The sequence below is a fragment of the Mesorhizobium sp. B2-6-4 genome, assembly GCF_006441495.1.
In the GTDB taxonomy this organism is placed as follows: Bacteria; Pseudomonadota; Alphaproteobacteria; order Rhizobiales; family Rhizobiaceae; genus Mesorhizobium.
Genome location: NZ_VFUE01000027.1, coordinates 30,232 through 54,987, shown reverse-complemented (window position 1 = coordinate 54,987; position 24,756 = coordinate 30,232). Strand labels below are relative to the sequence as shown.

Annotated in this window: 28 protein-coding genes and 1 tRNA gene; 15 read left to right on the top strand and 14 right to left on the bottom strand. The window is 62.9% G+C overall.

Annotation, left to right across the window (positions count from 1 at the left end):
* Positions 1-192: 192 nt before the first annotated feature.
* Positions 193-1,116, bottom strand: coding sequence for a DUF2865 domain-containing protein (locus FJ426_RS28040; RefSeq protein ID WP_140561563.1), 924 nt, complete (start codon positions 1,114-1,116; stop codon positions 193-195).
* A gap of 304 nt (positions 1,117-1,420) precedes the next feature.
* On the opposite strand from FJ426_RS28040, the gene FJ426_RS28035 reads away from it, so the two are divergent.
* Positions 1,421-1,624 carry a hypothetical protein gene (locus FJ426_RS28035; RefSeq protein WP_140500562.1) on the top strand — a complete coding sequence of 68 codons (204 nt, stop codon included), beginning with the start codon at positions 1,421-1,423 and terminating at the stop codon, positions 1,622-1,624.
* A 179-nt stretch (positions 1,625-1,803) separates the two neighbouring features.
* Here the strand turns inward: FJ426_RS28035 and FJ426_RS28030 are convergent, their stop codons facing one another.
* The 4 genes from FJ426_RS28030 to FJ426_RS28015 all read right to left on the bottom strand — a co-directional run bounded on the left by FJ426_RS28030 (position 1,804) and on the right by FJ426_RS28015 (position 3,555).
* Positions 1,804-2,181 carry a hypothetical protein gene (locus tag FJ426_RS28030; protein WP_140500560.1) on the bottom strand — a complete coding sequence of 126 codons (378 nt, stop codon included), beginning with the start codon at positions 2,179-2,181 and terminating at the stop codon, positions 1,804-1,806.
* Between the two features lie 390 nt (positions 2,182-2,571).
* A tRNA-Glu gene (locus FJ426_RS28025) sits at positions 2,572-2,646 on the bottom strand.
* Positions 2,647-2,735: 89 nt separating this feature from the next.
* Positions 2,736-3,143, bottom strand: a complete 408-nt coding sequence (locus FJ426_RS28020; protein ID WP_140525467.1) for a VOC family protein — start codon at positions 3,141-3,143, stop codon at positions 2,736-2,738.
* A 13-nt stretch (positions 3,144-3,156) separates the two neighbouring features.
* Positions 3,157-3,555, bottom strand: a complete 399-nt coding sequence (locus FJ426_RS28015; RefSeq protein ID WP_140561558.1) for a fimbrial protein — start codon at positions 3,553-3,555, stop codon at positions 3,157-3,159.
* Positions 3,556-3,580: 25 nt separating this feature from the next.
* Here FJ426_RS28015 and FJ426_RS28010 point away from each other — a divergent pair, with 25 nt between their 5' ends.
* On the top strand, positions 3,581-4,636 hold the full coding sequence (locus FJ426_RS28010; RefSeq protein WP_140517878.1) for an RluA family pseudouridine synthase: 1,056 nt from the start codon (positions 3,581-3,583) through the stop codon (positions 4,634-4,636).
* A gap of 211 nt (positions 4,637-4,847) precedes the next feature.
* A complete protein-coding gene (rpoH, locus tag FJ426_RS28005; protein ID WP_140825661.1) occupies positions 4,848-5,759 on the top strand; it encodes an RNA polymerase sigma factor RpoH in 912 nt (303 codons plus the stop codon).
* A gap of 85 nt (positions 5,760-5,844) precedes the next feature.
* Here rpoH and FJ426_RS28000 read toward each other — a convergent pair whose 3' ends face one another.
* The 4 genes from FJ426_RS28000 to FJ426_RS27985 form a co-directional block, all read right to left on the bottom strand.
* On the bottom strand, positions 5,845-6,717 hold the full coding sequence (locus FJ426_RS28000) for an MBL fold metallo-hydrolase (protein ID WP_140500555.1): 873 nt from the start codon (positions 6,715-6,717) through the stop codon (positions 5,845-5,847).
* 248 nt (positions 6,718-6,965) lie between these two features.
* Positions 6,966-7,625, bottom strand: a complete 660-nt coding sequence (locus FJ426_RS27995; protein WP_140500553.1) for a peroxiredoxin — start codon at positions 7,623-7,625, stop codon at positions 6,966-6,968.
* 169 nt (positions 7,626-7,794) lie between these two features.
* On the bottom strand, positions 7,795-8,160 hold the full coding sequence (locus FJ426_RS27990) for a cell division protein ZapA (RefSeq protein ID WP_140500552.1): 366 nt from the start codon (positions 8,158-8,160) through the stop codon (positions 7,795-7,797).
* Between the two features lie 4 nt (positions 8,161-8,164).
* Positions 8,165-8,437, bottom strand: a complete 273-nt coding sequence (locus tag FJ426_RS27985; RefSeq protein ID WP_023763725.1) for a DUF4164 domain-containing protein — start codon at positions 8,435-8,437, stop codon at positions 8,165-8,167.
* A gap of 259 nt (positions 8,438-8,696) precedes the next feature.
* Here FJ426_RS27985 and tkt point away from each other — a divergent pair, with 259 nt between their 5' ends.
* From tkt to FJ426_RS27950, 7 genes are all read left to right on the top strand, one after another.
* Entirely contained in the window at positions 8,697-10,688 is a 1,992-nt protein-coding gene (gene tkt, locus FJ426_RS27980; RefSeq protein WP_140525465.1) for a transketolase, read from the top strand.
* Between the two features lie 211 nt (positions 10,689-10,899).
* Positions 10,900-11,910, top strand: coding sequence for a type I glyceraldehyde-3-phosphate dehydrogenase (gap, locus tag FJ426_RS27975; protein WP_140561556.1), 1,011 nt, complete (start codon positions 10,900-10,902; stop codon positions 11,908-11,910).
* A gap of 213 nt (positions 11,911-12,123) precedes the next feature.
* Positions 12,124-14,007 (top strand): potassium/proton antiporter, encoded by a 1,884-nt coding sequence (locus FJ426_RS27970; RefSeq protein ID WP_140561554.1) that lies wholly within the window; start codon positions 12,124-12,126, stop codon positions 14,005-14,007.
* Positions 14,008-14,180: 173 nt separating this feature from the next.
* Positions 14,181-15,377 (top strand): phosphoglycerate kinase, encoded by a 1,197-nt coding sequence (locus FJ426_RS27965; protein ID WP_140561553.1) that lies wholly within the window; start codon positions 14,181-14,183, stop codon positions 15,375-15,377.
* A gap of 125 nt (positions 15,378-15,502) precedes the next feature.
* Positions 15,503-16,528, top strand: a complete 1,026-nt coding sequence (locus FJ426_RS27960; RefSeq protein ID WP_140561551.1) for a class I fructose-bisphosphate aldolase — start codon at positions 15,503-15,505, stop codon at positions 16,526-16,528.
* A 167-nt stretch (positions 16,529-16,695) separates the two neighbouring features.
* Complete coding sequence (locus tag FJ426_RS27955; protein ID WP_140561549.1) at positions 16,696-17,427, top strand: thioredoxin family protein; 732 nt, start codon at positions 16,696-16,698, stop codon at positions 17,425-17,427.
* Positions 17,428-17,525: 98 nt separating this feature from the next.
* Positions 17,526-18,242 carry an SGNH/GDSL hydrolase family protein gene (locus FJ426_RS27950; RefSeq protein ID WP_140561548.1) on the top strand — a complete coding sequence of 239 codons (717 nt, stop codon included), beginning with the start codon at positions 17,526-17,528 and terminating at the stop codon, positions 18,240-18,242.
* Between the two features lie 81 nt (positions 18,243-18,323).
* Here the strand turns inward: FJ426_RS27950 and FJ426_RS27945 are convergent, their stop codons facing one another.
* On the bottom strand, positions 18,324-18,503 hold the full coding sequence (locus FJ426_RS27945) for a hypothetical protein (RefSeq protein ID WP_181165425.1): 180 nt from the start codon (positions 18,501-18,503) through the stop codon (positions 18,324-18,326).
* A gap of 97 nt (positions 18,504-18,600) precedes the next feature.
* Entirely contained in the window at positions 18,601-19,548 is a 948-nt protein-coding gene (locus FJ426_RS27940) for a ring-cleaving dioxygenase (RefSeq protein WP_140500536.1), read from the bottom strand.
* Between the two features lie 302 nt (positions 19,549-19,850).
* Here FJ426_RS27940 and FJ426_RS27935 point away from each other — a divergent pair, with 302 nt between their 5' ends.
* From FJ426_RS27935 to FJ426_RS27920, 4 genes are all read left to right on the top strand, one after another.
* Positions 19,851-20,018, top strand: coding sequence for a hypothetical protein (locus tag FJ426_RS27935; protein ID WP_140500534.1), 168 nt, complete (start codon positions 19,851-19,853; stop codon positions 20,016-20,018).
* A gap of 84 nt (positions 20,019-20,102) precedes the next feature.
* A complete protein-coding gene (locus tag FJ426_RS27930) occupies positions 20,103-20,693 on the top strand; it encodes a type 1 glutamine amidotransferase family protein (RefSeq protein WP_140561546.1) in 591 nt (196 codons plus the stop codon).
* 55 nt (positions 20,694-20,748) lie between these two features.
* A complete protein-coding gene (locus FJ426_RS27925) occupies positions 20,749-21,192 on the top strand; it encodes a hypothetical protein (RefSeq protein WP_224519157.1) in 444 nt (147 codons plus the stop codon).
* Between the two features lie 80 nt (positions 21,193-21,272).
* Positions 21,273-21,992 (top strand): YafY family protein, encoded by a 720-nt coding sequence (locus tag FJ426_RS27920; RefSeq protein WP_140500532.1) that lies wholly within the window; start codon positions 21,273-21,275, stop codon positions 21,990-21,992.
* A gap of 62 nt (positions 21,993-22,054) precedes the next feature.
* Here the strand turns inward: FJ426_RS27920 and FJ426_RS27915 are convergent, their stop codons facing one another.
* The 3 genes from FJ426_RS27915 to FJ426_RS27905 all read right to left on the bottom strand — a co-directional run bounded on the left by FJ426_RS27915 (position 22,055) and on the right by FJ426_RS27905 (position 24,418).
* The gene (locus FJ426_RS27915) at positions 22,055-22,747 is read right to left on the bottom strand and encodes a DUF1013 domain-containing protein (protein ID WP_140517606.1); all 693 of its coding nucleotides are present in this window, start codon (positions 22,745-22,747) and stop codon (positions 22,055-22,057) included.
* 324 nt (positions 22,748-23,071) lie between these two features.
* A complete protein-coding gene (locus tag FJ426_RS27910) occupies positions 23,072-23,212 on the bottom strand; it encodes a DUF1127 domain-containing protein (RefSeq protein ID WP_140500528.1) in 141 nt (46 codons plus the stop codon).
* Between the two features lie 195 nt (positions 23,213-23,407).
* On the bottom strand, positions 23,408-24,418 hold the full coding sequence (locus FJ426_RS27905; RefSeq protein ID WP_140500527.1) for an NAD(P)H-quinone oxidoreductase: 1,011 nt from the start codon (positions 24,416-24,418) through the stop codon (positions 23,408-23,410).
* Between the two features lie 121 nt (positions 24,419-24,539).
* On the opposite strand from FJ426_RS27905, the gene FJ426_RS27900 reads away from it, so the two are divergent.
* Positions 24,540-24,734 carry a DUF1192 domain-containing protein gene (locus FJ426_RS27900; protein ID WP_140500525.1) on the top strand — a complete coding sequence of 65 codons (195 nt, stop codon included), beginning with the start codon at positions 24,540-24,542 and terminating at the stop codon, positions 24,732-24,734.
* The last annotated feature ends 22 nt before the right edge of the window (positions 24,735-24,756 follow it).

The following is a 24,756-nucleotide window of genomic DNA, read 5'->3' as shown; positions in this document are numbered from 1 at the left end:
CCGCGCGCCGCACCGAGACGTCATCTTTCAAGAGTTTCGAGGCCACCTCCGCCGTCCTCCGATGAGGAAAAGCCCCTGGCATGCAGGAATGTCAGCGAACCCGGAAAGAGGGTTCGCATGGTCTGCGACTGATGGGTGCCACCCAAAACTGACATTGGCTGGGAAACCGGCGCCTACCCCCGGGGCGGATAATCATTCGGCTGGGAAGAAGGCCGGGCCGACTATTCTCACCGGCCGCTTGCCGGCCTCTATCGACTGATGCTGGGCCGCCCCGGAGGCTTCGGCGTCCGCCGCGGGAATTGCCGCGACGCTGCCGAGGTCCGGCTTGGCCGACGGCAAGGGGATGATGGCATTGGTCATGTTTGTGGGCGTTACCGTTCGGGCCCTCAATTCGGCGACCCTGCTGTAGTAGCGTTTTAGGTCACATGCCTTGAAATTGACGTCGTCGCGGTAGCGGAATGCGGTCGGCAGATCGGTGTAGGGCTTGCGCGTGTCGAGAGAGACCATCTTTTCGGTTTCGAGGCTGACGTCGCTGAGCGTATAGAGGTCGACGCCCGGCTCGTCGCAGATGTAGCGGCATTGATCGGCCATATCCTTCACATCGTCGCTGCCGGCGAACTGCGACTTGGGTGCTGGGAAGAAATATCCATCCGAAAGGCGCACGCAGAACAGCATCGCGTTGCCGGCGCCCGTTGCCCTCGCCGCTGGCGCCGCCGCAGACACCGATTGGGTCTTCGCCGCCGCGCGCTTTGCCGCTGGCGCGCAGCCAAGCGCGACAAAGCGTGCCCGCAGCCCCGACATGTCCCGGCCTGAACTGGAGGCCGCAGCGATCTGGCGCTGCACCTCGCTCCTGTTCCTGGCAAGATCGGCGCATGCGTTGAAGAAACCACCGAGGGAATTTTTCGCCGTACACTTGCGCTGCCTCTCGATGCCTTGGATCGCGGCAAGCTGGCGGTGCAACTGGGCAAGCTCGGGGCTCGTGCCGCCGCCACGGCCGGCCGAAGACAACTGATTTCTTATTGCACTGCAACTGTCGGCATAAGAACTGGACATGCCGAGCGCGAGCACGGTCAGGGTGACGAACGCGATCATCATGGGGGACCAGAAACGGATCATCGGAAGGACGCGGTCCTTGTTGCTGAGAACCTGGAATGACAACTCTTTCGACTTCGGTAAGCTTTCGCTAAATGAGTTTTATCTAATCTTTCTAGTCTCCATGCATTGAGAGACTTGTCTTTAGTTTAATAGAAGAACCTCTGTGAATTCAATATTGCATTTTTATTTCAAGGTTGAGACGAACTGCAAAACAATGCAGCCGGACCGACGGCTGGCAGGCCTGCCGAATCACTCCGGCGTTACCGGAAACGGGCCCTGAAACCTTTGCCCGTCCTTTCGCGTTGAAGCGCGAAGGAGAACGCAGATGTCGATCCAGGTCACGGTATCGGAACTGACAAGAAATCTTTTTCATTCCCTGGGACTTGATCCGAGGCCCCTGAGCGCCGAGCAAAACCTGCTGCTGGAATGCTATCTGGCCGGGCAAATCCCGGAATCGGCTTGGAACGACTACGTCTTCGAGACACCCGACCTGGCGCGGCACGCCGAGGCGCGGCGTACCAGCCACTGACCGGTGAAGGCGGTGCTGGGCGAGATGGTTTGGTGGTAGTCGCTACCTGAGCGGCTGGCTGGCAGACGTTTTCCGTCAGGATTGCGTAAAAAATTGAAGCGGGATCGGCGATCCGAACGCCGAACGGCTCTAGCGCATTAAGCCGCGGCGCGCCCTGCGCGGAGAGTTGCGGAAAACAGCTATTGGCCGATCTTGGGAGATACGAATTGCAAGGTGAACACGTTGCCGGCAATCCCTTGCGCCAGTTGCGGCGAAAGGCTGAGCGGCGTGCAATTCTTCACCGCGGTCATTGCGGCGTCGATGAACGACTTTCGCGCCTTGTCGTCGCCGGCCACCTTGGCGGCGGTCGGCCGTGGCGGACCAAGCAGCGTGCCGTCGCGCTTGAAGCTGAAGCTCAGAGTGACGATGGAATTTCCAGCATCCGCCGGCGGCGTCCAGCATGCCTGGATCGCCGTGCCGACTTCGTCCATCGTGTTGAGCTGGGCGGCAGCCGACGGGCAGGTGGCGCCAATCGCCAATGCGCCGCTAATCAGGAGCATTCCAGCGGTTCTTTTCATTGCAATTCCTCCACCGTCGACCCTTCCGGCCGCCCGCGTGCGATCGTCAGGATTGATGGTAGGGCTGGAGATGGCAAGGGCAATATGCTTTGGCGAAAGCATTGGAGGCAGCCCTGCCCGCAGCGGCCGGCCAAAAAACAAAAGGCCGGCAGTGGGCCGACCTTTGTTTTCACCGCAGCGCCAGTACATCCGTGGTCGCGGGTGAATTGTCTCCAATAGACAGATTATAGGTAAACGAAACGTTAATCGAAGCCGCCATGCCATAGCTCCGAGCCCGGCTTTTGCCAGCGCTCCATGCGGTCATATGCGCGCATATGACGAAGCTTCCGCGGAGGCCTTGAACATTGTTTGATGCTGGAGGGATCATCAACGGCTGAGCCGTCGCCTTCTTGGTACGCCCAAGGGGAATCGAACCCCTGTTCCCGCCGTGAGAGGGCGGTGTCCTGACCGCTAGACGATGGGCGCGTTCAAGAACCGGCGATATAGGCTGGCGGCGGAGAAAAAGCAACTGGGGTCCGCCGGCTTTCCCGGGATCAAGAAAAAGCTGGCTGCTGCTAGCGTTTTGGCTCGATCAGGTCCCATAGATTGCCGTGGAGATCGGCGAAAACCGCCACCGTGCCGTAGGGCTCCAAGCGCGGTGGCTCGCGAAATTCGACGCCCTTCGCCACCATCGCCGCATGATCGCGGGCAAAGTTGTCGGTTTCCAGGAAGAGAAAAACCCGCCCGCCGGTCTGGTTGCCGATGCTCTTCCTTTGTGCCTCGTCGGAGGCCTCGGCCAGAAGCAGCCGCGCGCCGCGCCCGCTGGCCGGCGCGACCGTCACCCAGCGCTTGCCGCCGCCAAGGTCCACATTCTCCAGGAGCACAAAGCCCATTCGCTCGACATACCAGTCGATTGCTTCGTCATAGCTGTCGACGACCAGCGCAACGGTGGCGATATGACGGTTTTCGGCAAAGCCGGTCATTGCGCGCCGGGCTTCATTTGTTGCGGATTGCGAAGCGGCCGATTATGCGCCGCTCGCCCATATCGTAGACGAAGATCGTGCGGCTGCCATCGACAAGTTCGGCCTCGATCGAGACGCGATTGCCGGATAGCGACTGGCTGACCACCCTGGCGCCGACCGGCAGCACGATGTCTCCGCTGAGCGGTTCGCCGGCGGGCACCTGGATGTCGCCGGCCAGCGGCGGGCTCACCGGCGCTGCCTTGCGTGATTTGTAGACAATCGCCGCGATCACCACCATAAGGGCCAGCAAGAGCAGGCCGAGATTGATGGCCATGAAGCGGATGAGCCTGCCGCGCACCTTTTCGATCTGGGGGTTGAGCGGCTTTTCCCCGCCTTCAACAACGGCGTCTTCGTCGGCGGCGGGGCGGGCCATGGCAAACATTCCGGAACGATTCTCGATGAGCGCTCATAACGAAGAGGCCCCCGGATTGATAGAGGACCAATTCATGCAGGCAGAACCGATCGTGCTCGTGGCCGGCGCCGACGATGCCGGCCAGCGCATCGATCAGTGGCTGGCAGGCAGGCTCGGCCCGGAAATGTCGCGCAGCCGCGTGCAGATGCTGATCAGGCAGGGCGCGGTCTTGGTCGACGGCAAGGCCGTTGTCGAGACCAAGTGCAAGATGTCGCCGGGCGAAACTGTCTCGGTCGCCATGCCGGAGCCGGAACCGGCGGAGCCACAGGGGGAAAACATCGCCCTCGATATCCTCTATGAAGATGACGAACTGATCGTCATCAACAAACCCGCCGGGCTTGTCGTCCATCCCGGCGCCGGCAATTGGACCGGCACGCTGGTCAATGCGCTGATCCATCATTGCGGCGACAGCCTGTCCGGCATCGGCGGCGTGCGCCGGCCGGGCATCGTTCATCGCCTCGACAAGCAAACCAGCGGCGTCATGGTCGTGGCCAAGACCGACCGCGCCCACAAGGCGCTTTCGGAGGCCTTTGCCGATCACGGCCTGACAGGCGATCTCGAGCGCGCCTACCTGGCGCTGGTCTGGGGCATACCGCAGCGGCCGGCCGGAACGGTGGATGCCCCACTCGGCCGCGCCGCCGACCGTGTACGTCGCGCCGTAGTACCCGAAGGACGCGACGATGCCCGCCACGCCGTCACCCATTTTGCGGTGCAGGAGCGCTTCGGCGAAAACCAAAAGGAATTCGCAACCGCAAGTCTGGTTGAATGCCGGCTGGAGACCGGCCGCACCCATCAGATCCGCGTCCACATGGCCCATATCGGTCATCCGGTGCTCGGTGATCCCGATTACGGCCAAGCCTTTCGCACCAAGGCCAACCGGTTGCCCGAACCGCTGAGAAGCCAGGTCAAGGCCTTCTCCCGGCAAGCTTTGCACGCCTGGCTCCTTGAATTTCGCCATCCGACTACCCATCTATCGATGAGGTTCGAGGCACCGATACCGAGGGACATGGAGGAACTCGTCGGCGGCTTTCGCAGTCTTTGAATCCGCCGCCCGGCAAGCTTCAAATCAACCATCAAAAAACCTGACTGGCGTTGTTCACTTCAGCGTGACACACTGTTTCGTGTTGAACAAATGCCTGTCTTTTCTGGTTTTGTTCCTGTATATATCTGATGTCGCGAGCGAGCCTTTGGTGCTCGCGTCACATGCCCGCCGCGTTTCGGGGGCATCACTCCAATAGAGAGGGGGCGCTATCATGGCCCAGTCACTACCCAGTATCGTTTCCGGCGAAGGCGGCCTCAGCCGCTACCTGGAAGAGATCCGCCGCTTTCCGATGCTTCAGCCGCAGGAAGAGTACATGCTCGCCAAGCGTTATGCCGAGCATGAGGACACTTCCGCAGCGCACAAGCTCGTCACCAGCCATTTGCGGCTCGTCGCCAAGATCGCCATGGGCTATCGCGGCTACGGCCTGCCGATTGGCGAAGTGATCTCGGAAGGCAATGTCGGCCTGATGCAGGCCGTCAAGAAATTCGAGCCAGAGCGTGGCTTCCGCCTCGCGACCTACGCCATGTGGTGGATCAAGGCCTCGATCCAGGAATACATCCTGCGCTCGTGGAGCCTGGTCAAGATGGGCACGACCGCCAACCAGAAGCGTCTGTTCTTCAACCTGCGCAAGGTGAAGAGCAAGATCCAGGCGCTTGACGACGGCGACCTCAAGCCCGACCAGATCGCCGAAATCGCCACGAGGCTGAACGTCTCGGAAGCGGAAGTCGTGTCGATGAACCGCCGCCTGTCGGGCGACGCCTCACTCAACGCGCCGATCCGGGCGACGGAAGGCGAGTCCGGCGAATGGCAGGACTGGCTGGTCGACGACCACGAAAGCCAGGAAGAGATGCTGATCGAGCAGGACGAGCTGGAAAACCGGCGCGGCATGCTGTCGGGTGCTCTTGCGGTGCTCAACGAACGCGAACGGCGCATCTTCGAGGCGCGCCGCCTCGCCGATGAGCCGCTGACCCTGGAAGAACTGTCGGCTGAGTTCGACATCAGCCGCGAGCGCGTGCGCCAGATCGAAGTGCGCGCTTTCGAGAAGGTTCAGGATGCCGTCAAGGCCGCCGCCAAGCGCCAGACCCAGGCGCTGCGCACCATCGAGGCGCAGCCGGCGGCTTAAAGCCGGCATCGGCAACAAGATAGAACGGCGGCGTCAGGAGACTGGCGCCGCCTTTTTGTATACCGCAGCGGGTGCCGTGATTGCTTCAAAGCCCATCCAGCGGAAATTTCAGATACCGTCGGCCATTGGCTTCCGGTTCCGGCAGGCGTCCGCCATTCATGTTGACCTGCAGCGCATGCAGGATCAGCCTCGGCATCGGCAATGTCCGGTCGCGCGCCTCGCGCAGGGCAACGAATTCGGCCTCGCCGCGCGCGGCGGCAAGATGTATGTTGTCGGCTTTCTGCGCGGCAACCGTGCTCTCCCATAATGCCTGGCGCCCGCCGGGCTGATAATCATGGCCGACAAAGACGCGCGTGTCCTCCGGCAGGGCCAGAATGCCCTGGATCGAGTGCCACAGGCGCGCGGCGCTGCCGCCGGGAAAATCCGTCCTTGCCGTGCCGCTGTCGGGCATGAACAGCGTGTCGTGAACAAAGGCTGCATCCCCGATCACATAGGTGATCGACGCCAGCGTGTGCCCGGGCGAGAAAAGCACCCTTGCTGGAAGCGTTCCCACCCGAAAAACCTCGCCGTCGCCGAACAGCCGGTCCCACTGCGAGCCGTCGGCGGGGAAATCCGGCCAGTTGTAGATCGCCTTCCACAATTTCTGGACCTCGACGATCCTCTCGCCGATCGCCGTCGGCGCCGCGGTCCTTTGCTTCAGGTACTGCGCGGCCGAGAAATGATCGGCATGCGGATGGGTGTCGAGAATCCATTCGACGCTCAGTCCCTCCGCCCTGACGAAATCCAGCAGCGCATCGGCATTGGCTGTCGAAACTGCGCCGGACTTCTCGTCGAAGTCGAGGACCGGATCGATTATGGCACACCGCTTCGTCACCCGGTCGGCGACGACATACTGGATGGCGCCGGTCGGCTTGTCGTGGAAACCGGTGACCTCAGGCTTTGCCGAACCTATGTCCAATCCGACGTCCCCTCCGTTAGCCAGACAGGAATGATTTTCTCTGCCAGAGCAACATAAGAGCATGCTTGTCTAGCGGGGCCCTGCCGTCAAGCACGCCTTGCCAGAAAAGCGACGGAAGTCGAAAAATGCCGGCCAGGCAACTGGAGCAATTCCAAGCGGTTTCCCGGGAAAGGCGCGTGGCGCTTTGCCCAAGGAATTGCGCAAAAACAAAGAGATGGTTCGCCGTTTCCGTGAACCGGAGAGCCGCTTTACGCGGAAGGCTGCTTGGTCTTCCTGAGATAGGGCAGGATGGTCTCGTAGGCGCCGAAGCGCTTGATGGCGTCCTCGTTGGAAACGGCCGCGGTGATGATGACGTCCTCGCCCTGTTTCCAGTTCGCCGGCGTCGCCACCTGGTGCTTGGCGGTCAGCTGCATGGAATCGACCGCGCGCAGGATCTCGTCGAAGTTGCGGCCCGTGGTCATCGGATAGGTCAACACCAGCTTGATCTTCTTGTCGGGCCCAATGACATAGACCGAACGCACGGTGGCATTGTCGGCGGGCGTGCGGCCTTCCGAGGTCTCGCCGGCACCAGCAGGCAGCATGTCGTAAAGCTTGGCGACCTTGAGATCCTTGTCGCCGATCAGCGGATAGTTCACCGAATGGCCGGTCGCCGTCTTGATATCGTCCTGCCATTTGCCGTGGCTTTCGACCGGATCGACCGAAATGCCGATGATCTTGACATTGCGCTTCTTGAACTCGCCCTCGAGTCCCGCCATCGTGCCCAACTCGGTCGTGCAGACGGGAGTGAAATTCTTCGGGTGGCTGAACAGCACCGCCCAGCCGTCACCGATCCACTGGTGAAAGCTGATCGGTCCTTGCGTGGTCTCGGCGGTGAAATCCGGGGCGATATCGTTGATGCGAAGGCTCATGTTGTTTCCCTACCCTTGAAATGTTGCCGGCAACGGCTGGCGAGCGCTCAAATCTTTTTAACACCTCGGCGGCAACCCACAAATGCCTAAAGCCACAGGCGCCCGTCGCGCCCGCGAAAAAATTTCTCTTCTTGCCGCCAAGTTCGGCAGGAATTTCCGAGGAGACCGCTTATGCCTTGTTGACGGCCAGCGTCGCCGCAAGATCTTCCATGCGCTGCGCCAGCGCGCCAAGCGCATTTGTCAGCACGCTGTCGCTCTTGTCGGCCTTGGTCAGCGCCTCGTCGCGGGTCTTGCGCAAGGTCAGCACTTCGCTTTCCATGCCCTTGACGCGCTTCTGCAGCTCCGACAGTTCATCCATGACCATGATGCCGGCCATGACCGTCAGCCGCTGGTCGCCGATCTCGCCGAATGAATCCTTCAGATGCGAGACGTAGCGGTCGAAACGCTCGGCGAGATCGATCAGATGCTCTTCCTGGCCTTCGTCGCAGGCCATCCGATACTGCTTGCCGTCGATGGAAACCGTGACCTGTGCCATGAGCCTACCTATCCAACACAGCGCGGATGGTTTCCATGGCGGTCACCAGTCGTCGCGACACTTCCTTGTTGGCATCCTCCAGCCGCTCGGCGCGCGCCTCGGAATTGTCGAGCTCCTGCGCCAGCCGCGAGCGGTCGGCATTCATCCGCTGCACCTCGGCCTCGGCTTCCGAATAATCGCGCTCATGCTCGAGCTTGGCCGCGACGGCGTTTTCCAGGCCTTCCATGGCCTTGCCCAGCCTTGCGATGACTTCCTTGAGTGTCGTTTCCCCGGTCATGGCCTCGTCCTGTGCCCTGCCCATCACCGAATCGTTCGCGTTCAGAACGCGTTATCTCTGAAACATTAGGCACCGGGTGAAGGCGACGTCAACAAAGCTCTCGCGACTGTCCCCTGCTAACGCTAATATAGGCCTGCCCGCGGCATCACAAGGCCGGCAAATGCGCACCGGTTTGTTGACTAAAAGTGCGCGCCTGCTATGTGTCGCGCACGCTTTTCAAGGGCTCTCCCAAGGCCCCGAACCCCACCCCGGAGGAACCATGACGTCGCGTGAACAACATGACCGGATGGCCAATGCGATCCGCTTTCTCTCCATGGACGCGGTCGAGAAGGCGAACTCCGGCCATCCCGGCCTGCCCATGGGCTGCGCCGACATTGCCACGGTGCTGTTCACCCGTTTCCTGAAATTCGACGCCAAGGCGCCGCATTGGGCCGACCGCGACCGCTTCATCCTGTCGGCCGGCCATGGCTCGATGCTGCTCTACTCGCTGCTTTACCTGACCGGCTACGAAGACATGACGATCGACCAGATCAAACACTTCCGGCAGTTGGGCTCGAAAACCGCCGGCCATCCCGAATATGGCCACGCCGCTGGCATCGAAACAACCACCGGCCCGCTCGGGCAGGGCCTTGCCAATTCTGTCGGCTTCGCGCTCGGCGAGCGCATCATGAACGCCGCCTTCGGCAACGACCTCGTCAGCCACTACACCTATGTGCTGGCCGGCGACGGCTGCCTGATGGAAGGTGTCTCCCAGGAGGCGATCGCGCTTGCCGGGCACCTCAAGCTCAACAAGCTGATCGTGTTCTGGGACAACAACAACATCTCGATCGACGGCCCGGTGTCGCTGGCTGACAATACCGACCAGGTCGCGCGCTTCCAGGCTTCCGGTTGGAACGCCAGCCACATCGACGGCACGGATCCGGAAGCCATCGCCTATGCGATCGAAGCCGCCCGCCATTCCGACAAGCCGACGATGATCGCCTGCAAGACGACCATCGGCTTCGGCGCCCCGACCAAGGCCGGCACCAACAAGGCGCACGGCTCGCCCCTCGGCGCCGACGAGATCGCCGGCGCGCGCAAGTTCTTCAACTGGGAGTCACCCCCCTTCGAGGTTCCAGCCGACATCCTCGATGCCTGGCGCACGGCCGGCACGGCCGGCGCCGAGGCGCGCGCCGACTGGGAAGGTCGCCTCGCCAAGGCCGACGCCAAGCTCAGGGCAGAGTTCGAGCGCCGCGTTGCCGGCAAGCTGCCGTCCAACTTCGACGCCGTCATTGCCGACTACAAAAAGAAGCTCTCCGCCGACAAGCCGAAGGTCGCCACCCGCAAATCTTCCGAAATGGCGCTGGAAGTCATCAACGGCGCCGTGCCCGAAACCATCGGCGGCTCGGCCGATCTCACCGGCTCCAACAACACCAAGACCAGCCAGACCAAGAACATCACCCCGGACGACTACGGCCAGCGCTATGTCCACTACGGCATCCGCGAACACGGCATGGCTGCCGCCATCAACGGGCTGACGCTGCATGGCGGCCTGATCGCCTATGGCGGCACTTTCCTGTGCTTCTCCGACTACGCCCGCCCCTCGATGCGGCTGGCCTCGCTGATGGGCATCCGCTCGATCTTCGTCATGACCCATGATTCCATCGGTCTCGGCGAAGACGGCCCGACCCATCAGCCGGTCGAGCATGTGGCGGCACTGCGCGCCATCCCGAACCACAACGTGTTCCGTCCGGCGGACGCGGTCGAGACCGCCGAATGCTGGCAGTTGGCCCTTGAATCGGAAAAGACGCCGTCAACGCTGGCGCTGACCCGACAGAACCTGCCGACCGTGCGCACCGAATTCACAGAGAAGAACCTGAGCAGCCAGGGCGCCTATGAGCTCGCCGCCGCCAGCGGCGAAGCCGCGGTGACGATCTTCGCCACGGGTTCGGAAGTCGAGATCGCGCTCGGCGCCCGCGACCTCCTGGAGAAGCACGGCCATCCGACCCGCGTCGTCTCGGTTCCTTGCTTCGAACTGTTCGATAAGCAGAGCGAGGACTACCGCCGCAAGACGATCGGCAATGCGAAGGTGAAGATGGCGATCGAAGCCGGCATCCGCCAGGGCTGGGATCACCTCATCGGCTCCGATGGCATCTTCATCGGCATGACCGGCTTCGGCGCCTCGGGGACGATCGAGCAGCTCTATCCGCATTTCGGCATCACCGCCGAGGCGGCCGCCAAGGCGGCGGAAGCCCGCCTGCATGGCAAGTAAGGCCGTGCTTGTTGCCCAAAAGTGTATCTCGATTTTGGGACAGCGACATGTATGAAACAAGAACGCTCGGCGAAACCGCGTACAGCGGTTCCGCCGGACTGGCCTGACCTAATCGATTTAAATCCACGTCGCCGCGGCTGGATTCTTTCCGCTTCCGCCGCTATGAAGCTGCGGACCAATCGTCTGCCCTCCAGCTCCCAAGGAGAGAAAAATGACCGTCAGAGTTGCCATCAACGGATTCGGCCGCATCGGCCGCAACATCCTGCGCGCCATCCATGAATCCGGCCGCAAGGACATCGACGTCGTCGCCGTCAACGACCTCGGCCCGGTTGAAACCAACGCCCACCTCCTGCGCTACGACAGCGTACACGGCCGCTTCCCGCACGAAGTATCGGTTTCCGGCGACCAGATCACCGTCGGCAAGGAGACGTTCAAGGTCACCGCGATCAAGGATCCGACCCAGCTGCCGTGGAAGGAGCTCGGCGTCGACATCGCGCTCGAATGCACCGGCATCTTCACCGCCCGCGACAAGGCAGCCGCACACCTGACCGCCGGCGCCAAGCGCGTCCTCGTTTCGGCGCCCGGTGAAGGCGCCGACCTCACCGTCGTCTACGGCATCAATCACGACAAGCTGACCAAGGACCACATCGTCATCTCGAACGCGTCCTGCACCACCAATTGCCTGGCGCCGCTGGCCGCAGTCCTGCACGAGACGGTCGGCATCGAAAAGGGCATGATGACGACGATCCATTCCTACACCGGCGACCAGCCGACGCTGGACACCATGCACAAGGATCTCTACCGCGCCCGCGCTGCGGCACTCTCGCAGATCCCGACCTCGACCGGTGCCGCCAAGGCCATCGGCCTGGTGCTGCCCGAGCTCAAGGGCAAGCTCGACGGCATCTCGATCCGCGTGCCGACGCCGAACGTCTCGCTCGTCGACTTCAAGTTCATCGCCAAGCGCTCGACGTCGGCGCAGGAGATCAACGAGGCGGTGATCGCCGCCTCCAATGGCAAGCTCAAGGGCATCCTGTCGGTTACCCATCATCCGAACGTGTCGATCGACTTCAACCACGACCCGCACTCCTCGATCGTGGCGCTCGACCAGACCAAGGTGATGGACGGCAACTTCGTTTCGGTGCTGTCCTGGTACGACAATGAATGGGGCTTCTCCAATCGCATGGGCGATACCGCGGTCGCCTTCGGCAAGACCATCGCCTGATCGCGGGCCCATCTTCCAGAGACTTGAAACGCCCGGTTTCGTCCGGGCGTTTTCGTCGGAGTGCTCGGCAACGCGTCGCTTCGCTCCTGCTAAGCCCAAGGACGATGAAGTTGTGGGGCTTCGGCCCAAAAAACCGCTCTCCCGCCTTGCGCCGGCCATGCCTTCGCCCCACTCTTCCTTGAATCGAGAGAAGAGGCAGGGGACAAGTCACGGATGGAGCATGCGATCTATCTCGTCACGCTGGTGGGCACCGCGCTTGTCGTCGTCGCCGCGTTTTCGAGCCTGATCGCCTTCCGCTTCGGCGCACCGCTGCTGCTTCTGTTTCTCTGCATCGGGCTCGCCACCGGGACCGATGGCCTCGGCATCGAGTTCGACAATGCCCGCATCGCCTATTTTGCCGGCTCACTGGCGCTGGCGGTGATCCTGTTCGATTCCGGCTTCGGCACGCCTCTCAATGCCTTGCGGCAGGCAGCCGGGCCGGCGCTGTCTCTGGCCACATTCGGCGTGATCCTCACCACTGGCCTGTTCGGCGCCGCCGCCTACTATATGCTCGATCTCACCTGGCTGGAATCCTTCCTGCTCGGTGCCGCCGTCGCCTCCACCGACGCGGCCGCCGTGTTCTTCCTTTTGCGCGCCGGCGAGATCAATCTGCGCGAGCGCGTGCGCTCCACGCTGGAGGTGGAGTCCGGCACCAACGATCCGATCGCCATCTTCCTGACCATCACCCTGGTCGAGATCATAGCCGCCCATGCCGACCCCGAGGCCAATGTCCTGGTCACCAACCTCGTCCTCGGCTTCCTCATCAACATGGGCCTGGGCGCCATTGTCGGCGTGCTGGGGGGCCTCGCCATCGTGCGCCTCGTCGACCGGCTCAATCTCGACCATGGCCTGCTGCCGATCTTCGTGCTGACCCTATCGCTGATGGTCTTCGCCGCCGCCGGCGCCATCGGCGGCTCCGGTTTCCTGGCGGTCTATCTTGCCGGTCTCGTCGCGGGTAATTCCGACATCCGCGCCGTCACTATCCTCAAGCGCTTCCAGGACGGCATGTCCTGGCTGGCGCAGATCATCATGTTCCTGATCCTCGGCCTGTTCGCGACGCCCTCGCAATTTCCGGCAATCATGGTGCCGGCGGTGCTGCTCGGCCTGTTCCTGATGTTCGTCGCCCGGCCGATCGCGGTCTGGCTTTGCCTGGTCCCGTTTCGTCTGCCGCGCCCCGAAGTCGCCTTCGTTTCTTGGGTCGGCCTGCGCGGCGCCGTCTCGATCCTGCTTGCCATCACTCCCTTGCTCGGCGGGCTGGAGAATGGCCGCACCATCTTCAATGCTGCCTTCATCATCGTCCTGGTGTCACTCGTCATCCAGGGCTGGACCGTTGGTCCGCTGGCGCGCCGTCTCGGCCTGATCGTGCCGGCGCGGCTCGGACCTCTGGACAAGGTCGAGCTCGAACTGCCGGGCTCGGCCCATCACGAGCTCCTCGCCTACCGCGTCGCGCCGGGCAGCCCGGTGGCGCGCGGCGAGCGCATCCCGCGCTGGGCGCGGCCCTCGCTGGTGTTGCGCGATGGACGCTCGATGCGTTTCCAGGACATGGGCAGGCTTGCCGCCGGCGACCAGGTCTACATCTTCGTGCCGGACCGCTATCCACGCCTGCTCGACAAGCTGTTCGCCAGCCGCGCCGTCGTCGACCCCGAGGACGCCGATTTCTTCGGCGCCTTCGCCGTCGATCCGGCGCGTTCCGCTGCCGAACTGGAAGCCGCATACGCGCCGGGCCTGAGCGAGGCGGAACAGAACCTGACCGTCGGCGCTCTGGTCACGGCGCGGCTCGGCGGCCACGTCGAATACGCCGACCGCGTGCTGATCGGCCCGATCGAGCTGATCGTGCGTGACGTCGACGACAAGGGCAGGATCACAGGCCTGGGCCTCTCCTTCGAACCGACCGCGCCCGTGGCGCGGGTACCGGTCTTCCTCAGCGCCGGCGAGATCGCCGACCGGATCAAAGCTTTCGTCCAAACCTGGCGCAAGCCGGTGGAAACACCGATCACCGCGGCACGCGCAGACGAGAAAACCGAGCCGGCGGTGGAAAAGGCAACGACCGAAAGCTGACACGGCGATCCTTTGCGCCGCACCCATCCGCCTGCCGTGACGCTTCGCGACGTCGACGCCTTCGCCTTCGCCTTCGCCTTCGCCTTGAAAATTTCGCGCCCTCCCCAGCCAAGTCTTGCATCGTCGTCGGTGCGGGGTATGGTCCCGGCGATTTCTCAGCGAAAGGAACCAGCATGGCCAGCTTCAAGACACTGGACGATATCGGCAACATCAATGGCAAGCGCGTGCTGGTGCGCGTCGACCTCAACGTTCCCGTCGCTGACGGCAAGGTTACCGACACGACCCGCATCGAACGCATCGCGCCGACCATCGCTGAATTGTCAGGCAAGGGCGCCAAGGTCATCCTGCTCGCCCATTTCGGCCGGCCCAAGGACGGTCCCTCGCCGGAATTCTCGCTGGAGCCGATCGCCAGGGCGACGGCCGAGGTGCTTGGCCGTCCCGTGGGCTTTGCCGGCGACTGCGTCGGCGACACGGCGGGAAGTGCGGTCGCCGCCATGAACAAGGGCGACGTGCTGCTGCTCGAGAACACCCGCTTCTACAAGGCCGAGGAGAAGAACGACCCGGCCTTCACCGAACGGCTCGCCGCCAATGGCGATATCTTCGTCAACGACGCCTTCTCCGCTGCCCACCGGGCGCATTCCTCGACCGAGGGACTGGCGCATCTGTTGCCAGCCTTTGCCGGCCGCACCATGCAAGCCGAACTGGAAGCGCTGGAGAAGGGCCTTGGAAATCCTGTTCGCCCGGTGGTCGCCATCGTCGGCGGCGCCAAGGTCTCGACCAAGATCGACCTGCTGATGAACCTGGTCAAGAAAGTCGACGCGCTGGTCATCGGCGGCGGCATGGCCAACACCTTTCTCGCCGCACGCGGCACCGATGTCGGCAAGTCGCTGTGCGAGCACGACCTCGCCGCTACCGCCAAGCAGATCATGATCGAGGCGGCCGAGGCCGGCTGCGCCATCATCCTGCCCGTCGACGGCGTCGTGGCGAAGGAATTCAAGGCGGGTGCGGCCAGCGAAACCGTGGCCATCGCCGACGTGCCTGCGGATGGCATGATCCTCGATGTCGGCGAAAAGACCGTGAGGGCCGTTGCCGACTGGATCGACCGCGCCGCGACCTTGGTCTGGAACGGGCCGCTCGGCGCGTTCGAGATCGAACCCTTCGATCGCGCGACGATGGCGGCAGCCAGGCATGCGGCGGCCCGCACCAAGACCGGCAAGCTGGTTTCGGTGGCCGGTGGCGGCGATACCGTGGCGGCGCTCAACCAGGCCGGGGTTGCCGACGATTTCACCTATGTCTCGACTGCCGGCGGCGCCTTCCTCGAATGGATGGAAGGCAAGCCGCTGCCGGGCGTCGACGTGCTCAAGCGTTGAGACGATCAACTCGAGGCGAGCGCGCGGCGTTGCCGGGAGTTTCGATCGATTGGAGCTTTCCGGCGTCATTCCTTTGGCGGTAGTGTTCTGTCAGGCGTAGAACAACACCGTCAAGGAGAAGCACGATGAGCGAACGTCTTGAAGACATTGCCGCCGCGATGGTGGCCAACGGCAAGGGCCTGCTGGCCGCCGACGAAAGCTCGGGCACGATCAAGAAGCGCTTCGACGTCATCGGCGTCGAATCGACCGCGGACAGCCGGCGCGACTACCGCGAGATGATGTTCCGCACTAGCGATGCCATGACCAGGTATATTTCCGGCGTCATCCTTTACGACGAGACCATTCGGCAGAGAGCGGCCGATGGCACGCCGCTGGTCGATATCATCAAGGCTTCAGGCGCCATCCCCGGAATCAAGGTCGATGCCGGCGCCAAGCCCCTGGCCGGCTTTCCCGGCGACACGGTCACCGAGGGCCTCGACGGCCTGCGCGAGCGGCTCGCCGACTATTACAAGCTCGGCGCCCGCTTCGCCAAATGGCGTGCCGTGATCGACATCGACAAGGCCAAGGGCGTGCCGTCGGTCACCTCGATCAGCGCGAACACCCATGCGCTCGCCCGCTATGCGGCCCTTTGCCAGGAAGCCGGCATCGTGCCGATCGTGGAGCCGGAAGTGCTGATGGACGGCGCCCACGACATCGACACGTGCTATGAAATCTCGAGGGCGACGCTGACGAAGCTCTACGACGAGCTCTACGCGGCCCGGGTGGTGCTCGAGGGCACGATCCTGAAGCCCAACATGGTGCTGGCGGGCAGGAAGTCGGGCGCGGTGAGCAGCCCTGAAGAGGTCGCGGAAAAGACCATAAAACTGTTCCGTGAGGCCGTGCCGGCGGCGGTGCCGGGCATCGCCTTCCTCTCCGGCGGCCAGGAGGACGAGGAAGCGACCGCCAACCTCAACGCCATCAACGCCATCGGCCCGCATCCGTGGAAGCTGACCTTCTCCTATGGCCGCGCCCTGCAGGCTGCCCCGCAGAAGGCCTGGAGCGGCAAGGCATCCAATGTTGCCGCGGGTCAGGCCGCCTTCACCCACCGTGCCCACATGAACCATCTGGCGGCGCTTGGACAATGGAAGCCGAGCCTGGAGCAGGCTGCCTGACCACGGTTTTCCGTCTCTATCGGACCCGGGCCATGCGCCCGGGTTTTGCTGCGCTTCGCCGGACTTGGGATGAAGCGCCTCCATCCCTATTTCTCTCCAGCGCAGCCGGCGCGATGTCGGCTCATGCCCGTCCCGAACGTCCTTGGGATGAAGCCAGGGATAGGTTCATGCATCGCAACAAGGTCGTTTCACGCGAGGATTGGTTCCGGGCACACAAAGCGCATCTGGCGCGCGAGAAGGAATTGACGCGATTTCGCGAGCGCATCGCGGCGGAACGGCGCGAATTGCCTTGGCTGAAGGTGAGAAAGGACTACGTCTTCGAAACCGAGCAGGGTCCAAGATGCCTGGCCGAACTGTTCGCCGGCCGCAGCCAGCTGATCGTCTATCATTTCGTGTTCGGGCCCGGCTCGACCCATCATTGCGAAGGCTGTGCGTTCGTCGCCGACCACATGGACGGTGCCAATCAGCATCTGAGACACCATGACGTGTCACTTGTCGCGGTGTCACGCGCGCCGCTCGCCGAGCTGCTGCCCTACCGAGAGCGCATGGGTTGGAAATTCGACTGGGTCTCATCCTATGCCTCGGACTTCAACTTCGACATGCAGGTGTCGTTCACCGACAAGCAGATCGCATCCGGTGAAGCGATCTACAACTTCGAGACGCCCGTTCTGAAATCGAAAGACCTGCCGGGCACCACCGTGTTCTACCGGGACGAGACCGGCGACATCTTCCTGACCTTCATGTCGCGCGCCCGCGGCAGCGAACAGCTGATCGGCGCCTATCAATATCTCGACCTTGCGCCGAAAGGCCGCGACGAGACCGGGCCTTATAGAACCTTGATGGACTGGGTGCGGCTGCATGACCAGTATGGAAACAGGTCGCAAGCGGACAGGGCTTAGGCATTCAGCGATCCCATCGAACATTGGACGCTTGAAGGCGTCCGCCACCGGTGCAAGGATCGTTCACCTCCGGCGCAACATGCGTTAAATGCTGCTCGATGCGACGCTTTCCGGCTCTCCTCACTTGGCTCGCCTTCCCTGTCTATGTCTGGCAGGGGCTTGGCGTGCGCCGACGCACCTCGCGCATGCTGCCCGCGCAAGGCCCGGTCACGCATGAGATCGCCGGCGGCCAGCCGGCGGTCTGGCTGCTGGTGCTGGGCGATTCCTCCGCCGCCTCGGTCGGCATCGAAAAATCCGAGAATGGCCTGGCCGCGCAGCTGGCCGTCCTGATCTCGCAGCGAACCGGCCGCGCCGTGCGCTGGCGCGCCGCCGGGTTCAATTCGGCGACGTCGGGGCAGATCCGCGACCACGTCCTGCCCAATCTCTCGGCCGATCCGTGGACGCATATCGTGCTCGCCATTGGCACCAACGACACCAAGAATTTCCACTCCGTGCCCCGCTTCAAGAGAGCGTTCGGCGGTCTGCTCTACGCCCTGCGCGCCAAATGGCCTGAGGCCCGCGTGGTGTGGTCTCCTGTGCTGGAGTTCACGCAAGCGCCAGCCATGCCGCCGCTGCTCGGCAAGATCCTGGAAATTCGCGCCGGTGAGATGAACCGGATGGGCAAACGTCTTTGCCTCGAACGCGGTGCGGTGCCGGCGCCGCGCTTGCCGATCACCAATCCCGAAGCCGGCTTCGCCTCGGACGGATTTCATGCATCGGAAGCCGGTTACCGGGCCTGGGCCGGGCACCTCGTCGGCTGCGTGATCGAAGAGTGATTGCCGCCGGCTCGTGCCGGCCCGATATGCCATCCTGCGCATTCCAGGCGGGAAACCGCCAGACACCTTCCTGGAACTGCGCTACGTCCAATGTCCAAGCACGGCCGTTATCGAAATGGCCGCCATGGCCAGGAGCGCCAGCTTCCAGAAGTCGCTGCGCCGTTTCAGCCCCGGCCAGCCGAGCGGCTTGATCAACTGGATGACCATGATGCCAAGGATGACGAGGGCGAGGAGTTTCGACATGCCGCCTTTGACCAGCATCGCGGTCGGCTGTCAAAGCGCGTCGTTCGTCGCTCGAAAAAAATAGGCGCCGCGATCCGGACTGGAACGCGGCGCCAGCCTTTGTTCGGGGAACGATCTACTTCAGCGGCTTGAGGCCGGCCTCGATCGAAGCGCGCTTCGATTCCAGGAATGGCGGCAGGGCCAACTTTTCGCCCAACGTCTCCAGCGGTTCGTCGGCGGTGAACCCCGGCCCGTCAGTGGCGATCTCGAACAGGATGCCATTCGGCTCGCGGAAATAGAGCGAGCGGAAATAATAGCGCTCGACCTCGCCGCTCGACGGCAGACGGAATTCGGCCAGCCGCGCCGTCCATTGATGCAGCGTCTCCTGGTCCGGCGCCCTGAAGGCGACGTGATGAACCGCACCGGCACCTTGCCTTGCCGGCGCCAGTCCCGGCTGCACCAGGACGTGCAATTCCGCCGCCGGCCCACCCTCGCCCATTTCAAAGACCTGAACCTGGCCCTCCGGCGAGGCATAGTCTCGGACCTTGCGCATGTTCATCACTTGCGTCACCACTGCTTCGGTATTGGTGAGGTCGGGAACGCTGATGACGATCGGCCCGAGCCCGCGGATCTGGTGTTCGACCGGCACGCGGCTTTGCGCCCAGGGGCGGCTGTCGCCCTTGCCGTCATCGCTGACGAGGCGCAGACGCTGGCCCTCGGGGTCCTCGAAATCCAGGCTGGCGTAGCCACCGATGTCGGCAATCTCACTCGTGACGATATTTTCGTCAGTCAAGTGTTGCTTCCACCAGGCAAGGCTGTCCTCGCCACCAACCCTGAGGCTGGTCCGGACAATGCTGTGGGTGCCGCGTCGCTCGCGGCCGACCGGCCAGTCGAAGAAAGTAAGGTCGGTGCCCGGCGTCGCTTCGCCATCGGCATAGAAGAGATGGTAGGCTGAGGTATCGTCCTGGTTCACCGTCTTCTTGACCAGCCGCAAACCCAGCACCCTTGTATAGAAATGAAGATTTCCACGCACATTGGCGGTGATGGCGGTCAGATGGTGAATTCCTGTCAGTTGAAGGCTCATGGTCGTCTCCCTGTTTTTGGGGAAGAATTTTCTCCTTCCATATCAGAACTTCGGATCCCTGGCTGGAGACCACGTATCCTGACAGTCCGTCGCCAAAGGCTGAACAATGGATCATGACCAGGCATTGCATTAGTGAACAATCTCGGCCTTCTAAACCTGCTTCGGGCCGCGGTCTGATGCAGTGAAAACGACACCTTCACAGGGATAACGCACCGATCGCAACCAGCCCTGCCATCCTCCTGACAGACTGCTGTCAGGAGGGGTGTGCGATACTGTCTTCATTCACAGAGAGGAGACTAGCCATGACCGGTTCCACCATTCTGCGCGGCATGCAGCACTATGTCGGCAAGATTCGTACGATGCGCAACGAGATCCGCACCCAGCGGTTCATCAACTCGCTGCCGGCGGACATTCGCAAGGATATCGGCTGGCCGGACATGTATGCCGAACGTCGCCTTCGCGACAATTGAGACGAATTTTTCGGCAAAGCGGTTGGATGTAGGCGCCCCAACGCCCAGAGGATAAGTCCGGCACGCGAGGGACGGAGCGAGCGTATGCCCAAGCAGAAGACAATTGGCCTTCTTTTCATGGACGGCTTCGCCGACTGGGAATATGGCCTGCTGGCCGCCTCGGCGGTCGAATGGTTCGGCGCCCGCGCGGTTTCGCTGACACCCGATGGCAGGCCGGTGAGCGGGATCAGCGGTTTCCGGCTGACGCCCGACCGCTCGGCCGGCGCTGATGAAAATGCCGATCTCGATGCCATCGCCGTCATTGGCTCCGACCGATGGGCGGGCGAGGCGCCGCCCGAGGTGGCGGAATTGCTTAGGGACGTTGCGATGCGGGATGGTGTCGTCGGCGGTATCTGCGCCGGAACGCTGGCGCTGGCCCGAGCCGGCATGTTCGAGAAGGCGAGGCACACCAGCAATGGCCGTGACTGGATCAACCGCCACATTGCTGGCTATGCCGGCGATCACAATTATCAGGACGTGCCGCATGCCGTGTCCGATGGCAAGATCGTTTCCGCGCCAGGTTCGGCGCCCGGCACCTTCGCGCTGGCTTTCCTGAAGACGCTCTATCCTGAACGAAACGGCGAACTTGCCGAGATGCGGACGCTGTTCGCCAGGGAGTATGCTGAACCCTCCTGACAGAATGGTGTCAGGAGCGCCATGCCATAGATGCGAGCGGTGAACAGGACGAGCGATGAAGAGCTGGACCGACAGATTGAACACGCCGGGGGTCAACGGCATCAGACCGGCCCCGCGCACGGTGGCAGATGGAGTCGAAGACCAGACGACGCTGGTGCCGACGGCGCAACAGGTCGACGAATTCATCCGCTCGATTCCCGAAGGCGTCGAGATGGACGTTCGCGTGCTGCGCACGGCGCTTCCCTTTGAACGTGGCGCCGAAGTGACATGCCCGGTCGCGATCGGCTATCATCGGCGTACCGTTGCCGAAGCAGCCATTGAGTATCTCGGGCGCGGCATGACGCTGAGCGATGTCGCGCCTTTCTGGCGCGAGCTCGATGCCAATGACGCCGACAAGGAGGAAATTGTCCTTCGGCGCGGAATTTGTGGCCGCGCAGCGCAAGTGCGAAGGCTTGAAACCATGATGCATGCCGCCGAGTGTTCTGCGGTTTCGGAATAAAGGCATGCGCAAGAACACGATGCATGCAGCCCAACCGGTTTTGGGCGACATGCATAGGAACAACATCGAGGGACCATACGATGCGACGCGCCGACAGGCTCTTCCAGATCGTGCAGCATTTGCGCGGTGGCCGTCTGGTCACCGCGCAGAAGCTTGGCACATGGCTCGAGGTTTCCGAGCGAACCATCTATCGCGACATAGCCGACCTTCAGTCGACCGGAGTGCCGATCGATGGGGAAGCGGGCGTCGGCTACATGATGAGGGAGGGTTTCGACCTTCCACCGCTGATGTTCACGCGTGACGAGATCGTGGCGCTGGTCGCCGGCGCCCGCATGGTGCGTGCCTTTGGCGGTGCGGCCATGGCCCGGGCCGCTGATGAGGCTTTGGTCAAGATCGGCGCGGTGCTGCCCGATGCCGAAAAGGACCGTATCGCTCGCACCGAGATCCACACGCCGATGTGGGTGGTGAGCGATGCCGCGCGCGAGGCGATCGACCTGATCGAGCGCGCCATCGAGAAGCGCCAGGTGCTGACCATCGACTATTCGGACGAAGCCGGCCGCGGCACCGCCCGCGACATCAGGCCCTTGGGCCTTTGGTTCTGGGGCAAGGTGTGGACGCTGGTCGCCTGGTGCGAGATGCGCGACGATTTCCGCGCCTTCCGCATCGATCGCATCGCCTCGGTGGTCATCGCAGGCCGCGTCTTCAAGCCGGAGCGCGGCAAGCAGCTCGCCGATTTTTACCGGGCGGTGGAACGCAGCGAGGATTACGGCATGGCGCCGGACCGTGCGGCGCGAAGCTGAAATCTCCCAACCCGTAAAAAAGCCCGCTCGAAGCGGGCTTTTCGGTCGAGTTCGCGAGAATTCTACTCCTCGTCGTTATCCCTGTCCTTCGACTTCAGAGCCGAGAGCTTGGCGAACACGGCGTTGGCGTCGAGTTCGGCATCCTCGTCCTTCGGCTTTTCGGGAGCCGGAACCAGGCGCTCGGTCAGCGCCGCCGGCAGCAATGTGTCGCCGACCGGCTGTGCCTGCTCGCGGCCGCGCGATGCGCGGTTGACTTCCATGTCAAGATCGATCTGCGAGGCGAGACCGAGCGTCACCGGGTCCATCGGCTGCAGGTTGGCAGAGTTCCAGTGCTTGCGCTCGCGGATCTGCTCGATCGTGGACTTGGTGGTGCCGACGAGGCGCGAGATCTGCGCGTCCTTCAATTCGGGATGGTTGCGCACTAACCAGAGAATGGCGTTCGGTCGGTCCTGACGCTTCGACAGCGGGGTGTAGCGCGGCCCCTTGCGCTTGGATTCCGGCACCCGCACCTTGGGGTCCGAAAGCTTCAACCGCTGGTTCGGATCCTTCTCGGCACGCGCGATCTCGTCGCGGGTCAACTGGCCGGTCATGATCGGATCCATGCCCTTGATGCCTTGCGCCGATTCGCCGTCGGCGATCGCCTTGACCTCGAGCGGATGCAGCCCGCAGAACTGTGCTATCTGCTCGAAGGAAAGCGCGGTGTTGTCGACCAGCCAGACAGCGGTCGCCTTTGGCATCAGCAGCGTATTGGCCATTTTAAAAATCCTTCTCGTTCGCCCGCGTTCCCGCGCGGGCGGTGGTTTAGAGCCACCAAAATGGGAAATTCGCAGGTTATATAACCGCTCTCCGGCGGTTCCGCAATGTTTTTGGGAAGGCGTTTTTGGGAACGCCCGTCGATCTGGCAACCACACCGGGGCAGATCAATCACGGGCGGCATGAAAATGGTGCCGCGAATATGTTTGGGGTCCAGAAAGACAAAACCCGCCGGACAGGTCCGGCGGGTTCGGAACCGGCGACGAGCAAGCGTCTGCGGCTGCTCTGCTTTGCGACCCCGCCTTGCGGCGGGGCGGTTCTTGAAGTCAGATCGCCTGGCGGGCGATCTTTTCGATGTCGGCGCGGTTGATGCCGAGATCGCTGAGCTGGCGCGCGTTGAGGCGGTTCAGTTCGCGCACGGTCTCGTTGTACATACGCCAGTTACGGAAAGCGCGGATCGGGTTCATGTCAGTCCTCCAAATGGGGTGTTCGTTTCGATGATGCTCAAATAGTCATCATCGAGCGGCACTTGAATGGCTGATTTTGCATAGCAATGATGCAAATGCTGCATTGCACCATTAAGCTTTTGTTCAGCTTGCAGGCAGGGGCCGGGTCGCGGGTATGAGCCCGCCTCGGCCAGCCGGGCATCGGCAATGTTCCCGTCAGCCGACGTCGAGCACGATCTTGCCGATATGATCGCCTTCCTCCATACGCTCATGCGCCCGCCAGGCATCGGCAAGCGGGAAGATCATGTCCATGACGGGCGCGATCCGGCGCGTGCCGAGCAACGGCCACACCTGCGCTTCGAGCGCGGCTGCCAGCGCCGCCTTGAACTCGACGGTGCGCGGCCTCAGTGTCGAACCGGTATGAACAAGCCGCTTGACCATGATTTTCGAGAAATCGGCGCTCGCCACCGCGCCGCCTTGCAGGGCGATCTGGACGATCCGGCCCTCGACCGCCGCGGCCTCGTAGTTGCGCGCCACATAGTCGCCGCCGACCATGTCGAGGATGACGTCGGCACCCTTGCCGCCCGTCGCTTCCTTGACCGCTGCGACGAAATCCTCCTCGCGGTAGTTGATCGCCCGGTCGGCTCCGAGCTTCAGGCAGGCATCGCATTTCTCCTTGTTGCCGGCCGTAGTGATGACATGGGCACCGAAGGCCGATGCAAGCTGGATCGCCGTTGTGCCGATACCCGAAGAGCCGCCATGAACCAGCAGCGTTTCGCCTTTCTTCAAGCCGCCGCGCTCGAACACATTGTGCCAGACGGTGAAATAGTTTTCCGGCACGGCCGCCGCTTCCGTGTGGGTGAAACCGGCCGGCAGCGGCAGCACGCTGCCGGCATGAACCTTGACATATTCGGCATAGCCGCCGCCGGGGGTGAGCGCGCAGACGCGCTCGCCAAGGCGCCAGCGAGAGATTTCGTCGCCGAGCGCGGCCACTTCGCCCGACGCCTCCAGGCCCGGCAGGTCCGACGCACCGGGCGGCGGCGGATAGGCGCCCTTCCGCTGCTGCACGTCGGGCCTGTTGACGCCGGCGGCGCGCACCTTGATCAATATCTCGCCGGGACCGGGCACAGGCACATCGCGCGTCTCCGGTTTCAGCACCCTGGGCCCACCCGGCTCGGAGATCGCGATGGCCGTCATCCTTGCCGGAATTTTAGATCCGCTCGCCATGAAATCTCCCGTCTTTCCTCGCCGCATTCTTGCCGGCTGTTTGCATCGACGCCCCTGCCCTATGTATGCTCATTGGCAAATCAGGCAAATGGCCAATCGGTATGGCGGAGGAGGAGCACAAATGGCGATCTTCGACGACGAACCCAAGAAGAAGGCGCGTCCGCACGAGATCGGGCAGGACCTGTCGCTGCTCTCCGTCGGCGAGTTGTCGGAACGGATCGGCATCCTGCGTGACGAGATCGCCCGGTTGGAGGCTGAACTCAAGTCGAAGGACAGCACCAAATCCGCGGCCGAGGCGCTGTTCCGCCGCGGATAAGGCCGAAAAGACCCGCCTCCGA

Excerpts from the sequence above, each read along its gene's own strand:
- FJ426_RS28040 (WP_140561563.1), bottom strand. The coding sequence starts at position 1,116 with ATGATCCGTTTCTGGTCCCCCATGATGATCGCGTTCGTCACCCTGACC.
- FJ426_RS28035 (WP_140500562.1), top strand. The coding sequence starts at position 1,421 with ATGTCGATCCAGGTCACGGTATCGGAACTGACAAGAAATCTTTTTCAT.
- FJ426_RS28030 (WP_140500560.1), bottom strand. The coding sequence starts at position 2,181 with ATGAAAAGAACCGCTGGAATGCTCCTGATTAGCGGCGCATTGGCGATT.
- FJ426_RS28020 (WP_140525467.1), bottom strand. The coding sequence starts at position 3,143 with ATGACCGGCTTTGCCGAAAACCGTCATATCGCCACCGTTGCGCTGGTC.
- FJ426_RS28015 (WP_140561558.1), bottom strand. The coding sequence starts at position 3,555 with ATGGCCCGCCCCGCCGCCGACGAAGACGCCGTTGTTGAAGGCGGGGAA.
- FJ426_RS28010 (WP_140517878.1), top strand. The coding sequence starts at position 3,581 with ATGAGCGCTCATAACGAAGAGGCCCCCGGATTGATAGAGGACCAATTC.
- rpoH (WP_140825661.1), top strand. The coding sequence starts at position 4,848 with ATGGCCCAGTCACTACCCAGTATCGTTTCCGGCGAAGGCGGCCTCAGC.
- FJ426_RS27995 (WP_140500553.1), bottom strand. The coding sequence starts at position 7,625 with ATGAGCCTTCGCATCAACGATATCGCCCCGGATTTCACCGCCGAGACC.
- FJ426_RS27990 (WP_140500552.1), bottom strand. The coding sequence starts at position 8,160 with ATGGCACAGGTCACGGTTTCCATCGACGGCAAGCAGTATCGGATGGCC.
- FJ426_RS27985 (WP_023763725.1), bottom strand. The coding sequence starts at position 8,437 with ATGACCGGGGAAACGACACTCAAGGAAGTCATCGCAAGGCTGGGCAAG.
- tkt (WP_140525465.1), top strand. The coding sequence starts at position 8,697 with ATGACGTCGCGTGAACAACATGACCGGATGGCCAATGCGATCCGCTTT.
- gap (WP_140561556.1), top strand. The coding sequence starts at position 10,900 with ATGACCGTCAGAGTTGCCATCAACGGATTCGGCCGCATCGGCCGCAAC.
- FJ426_RS27970 (WP_140561554.1), top strand. The coding sequence starts at position 12,124 with ATGGAGCATGCGATCTATCTCGTCACGCTGGTGGGCACCGCGCTTGTC.
- FJ426_RS27965 (WP_140561553.1), top strand. The coding sequence starts at position 14,181 with ATGGCCAGCTTCAAGACACTGGACGATATCGGCAACATCAATGGCAAG.
- FJ426_RS27960 (WP_140561551.1), top strand. The coding sequence starts at position 15,503 with ATGAGCGAACGTCTTGAAGACATTGCCGCCGCGATGGTGGCCAACGGC.
- FJ426_RS27955 (WP_140561549.1), top strand. The coding sequence starts at position 16,696 with ATGCATCGCAACAAGGTCGTTTCACGCGAGGATTGGTTCCGGGCACAC.
- FJ426_RS27950 (WP_140561548.1), top strand. The coding sequence starts at position 17,526 with ATGCGACGCTTTCCGGCTCTCCTCACTTGGCTCGCCTTCCCTGTCTAT.
- FJ426_RS27945 (WP_181165425.1), bottom strand. The coding sequence starts at position 18,503 with ATGCTGGTCAAAGGCGGCATGTCGAAACTCCTCGCCCTCGTCATCCTT.
- FJ426_RS27940 (WP_140500536.1), bottom strand. The coding sequence starts at position 19,548 with ATGAGCCTTCAACTGACAGGAATTCACCATCTGACCGCCATCACCGCC.
- FJ426_RS27935 (WP_140500534.1), top strand. The coding sequence starts at position 19,851 with ATGACCGGTTCCACCATTCTGCGCGGCATGCAGCACTATGTCGGCAAG.
- FJ426_RS27930 (WP_140561546.1), top strand. The coding sequence starts at position 20,103 with ATGCCCAAGCAGAAGACAATTGGCCTTCTTTTCATGGACGGCTTCGCC.
- FJ426_RS27925 (WP_224519157.1), top strand. The coding sequence starts at position 20,749 with ATGAAGAGCTGGACCGACAGATTGAACACGCCGGGGGTCAACGGCATC.
- FJ426_RS27920 (WP_140500532.1), top strand. The coding sequence starts at position 21,273 with ATGCGACGCGCCGACAGGCTCTTCCAGATCGTGCAGCATTTGCGCGGT.
- FJ426_RS27915 (WP_140517606.1), bottom strand. The coding sequence starts at position 22,747 with ATGGCCAATACGCTGCTGATGCCAAAGGCGACCGCTGTCTGGCTGGTC.
- FJ426_RS27910 (WP_140500528.1), bottom strand. The coding sequence starts at position 23,212 with ATGAACCCGATCCGCGCTTTCCGTAACTGGCGTATGTACAACGAGACC.
- FJ426_RS27905 (WP_140500527.1), bottom strand. The coding sequence starts at position 24,418 with ATGGCGAGCGGATCTAAAATTCCGGCAAGGATGACGGCCATCGCGATC.
- FJ426_RS27900 (WP_140500525.1), top strand. The coding sequence starts at position 24,540 with ATGGCGATCTTCGACGACGAACCCAAGAAGAAGGCGCGTCCGCACGAG.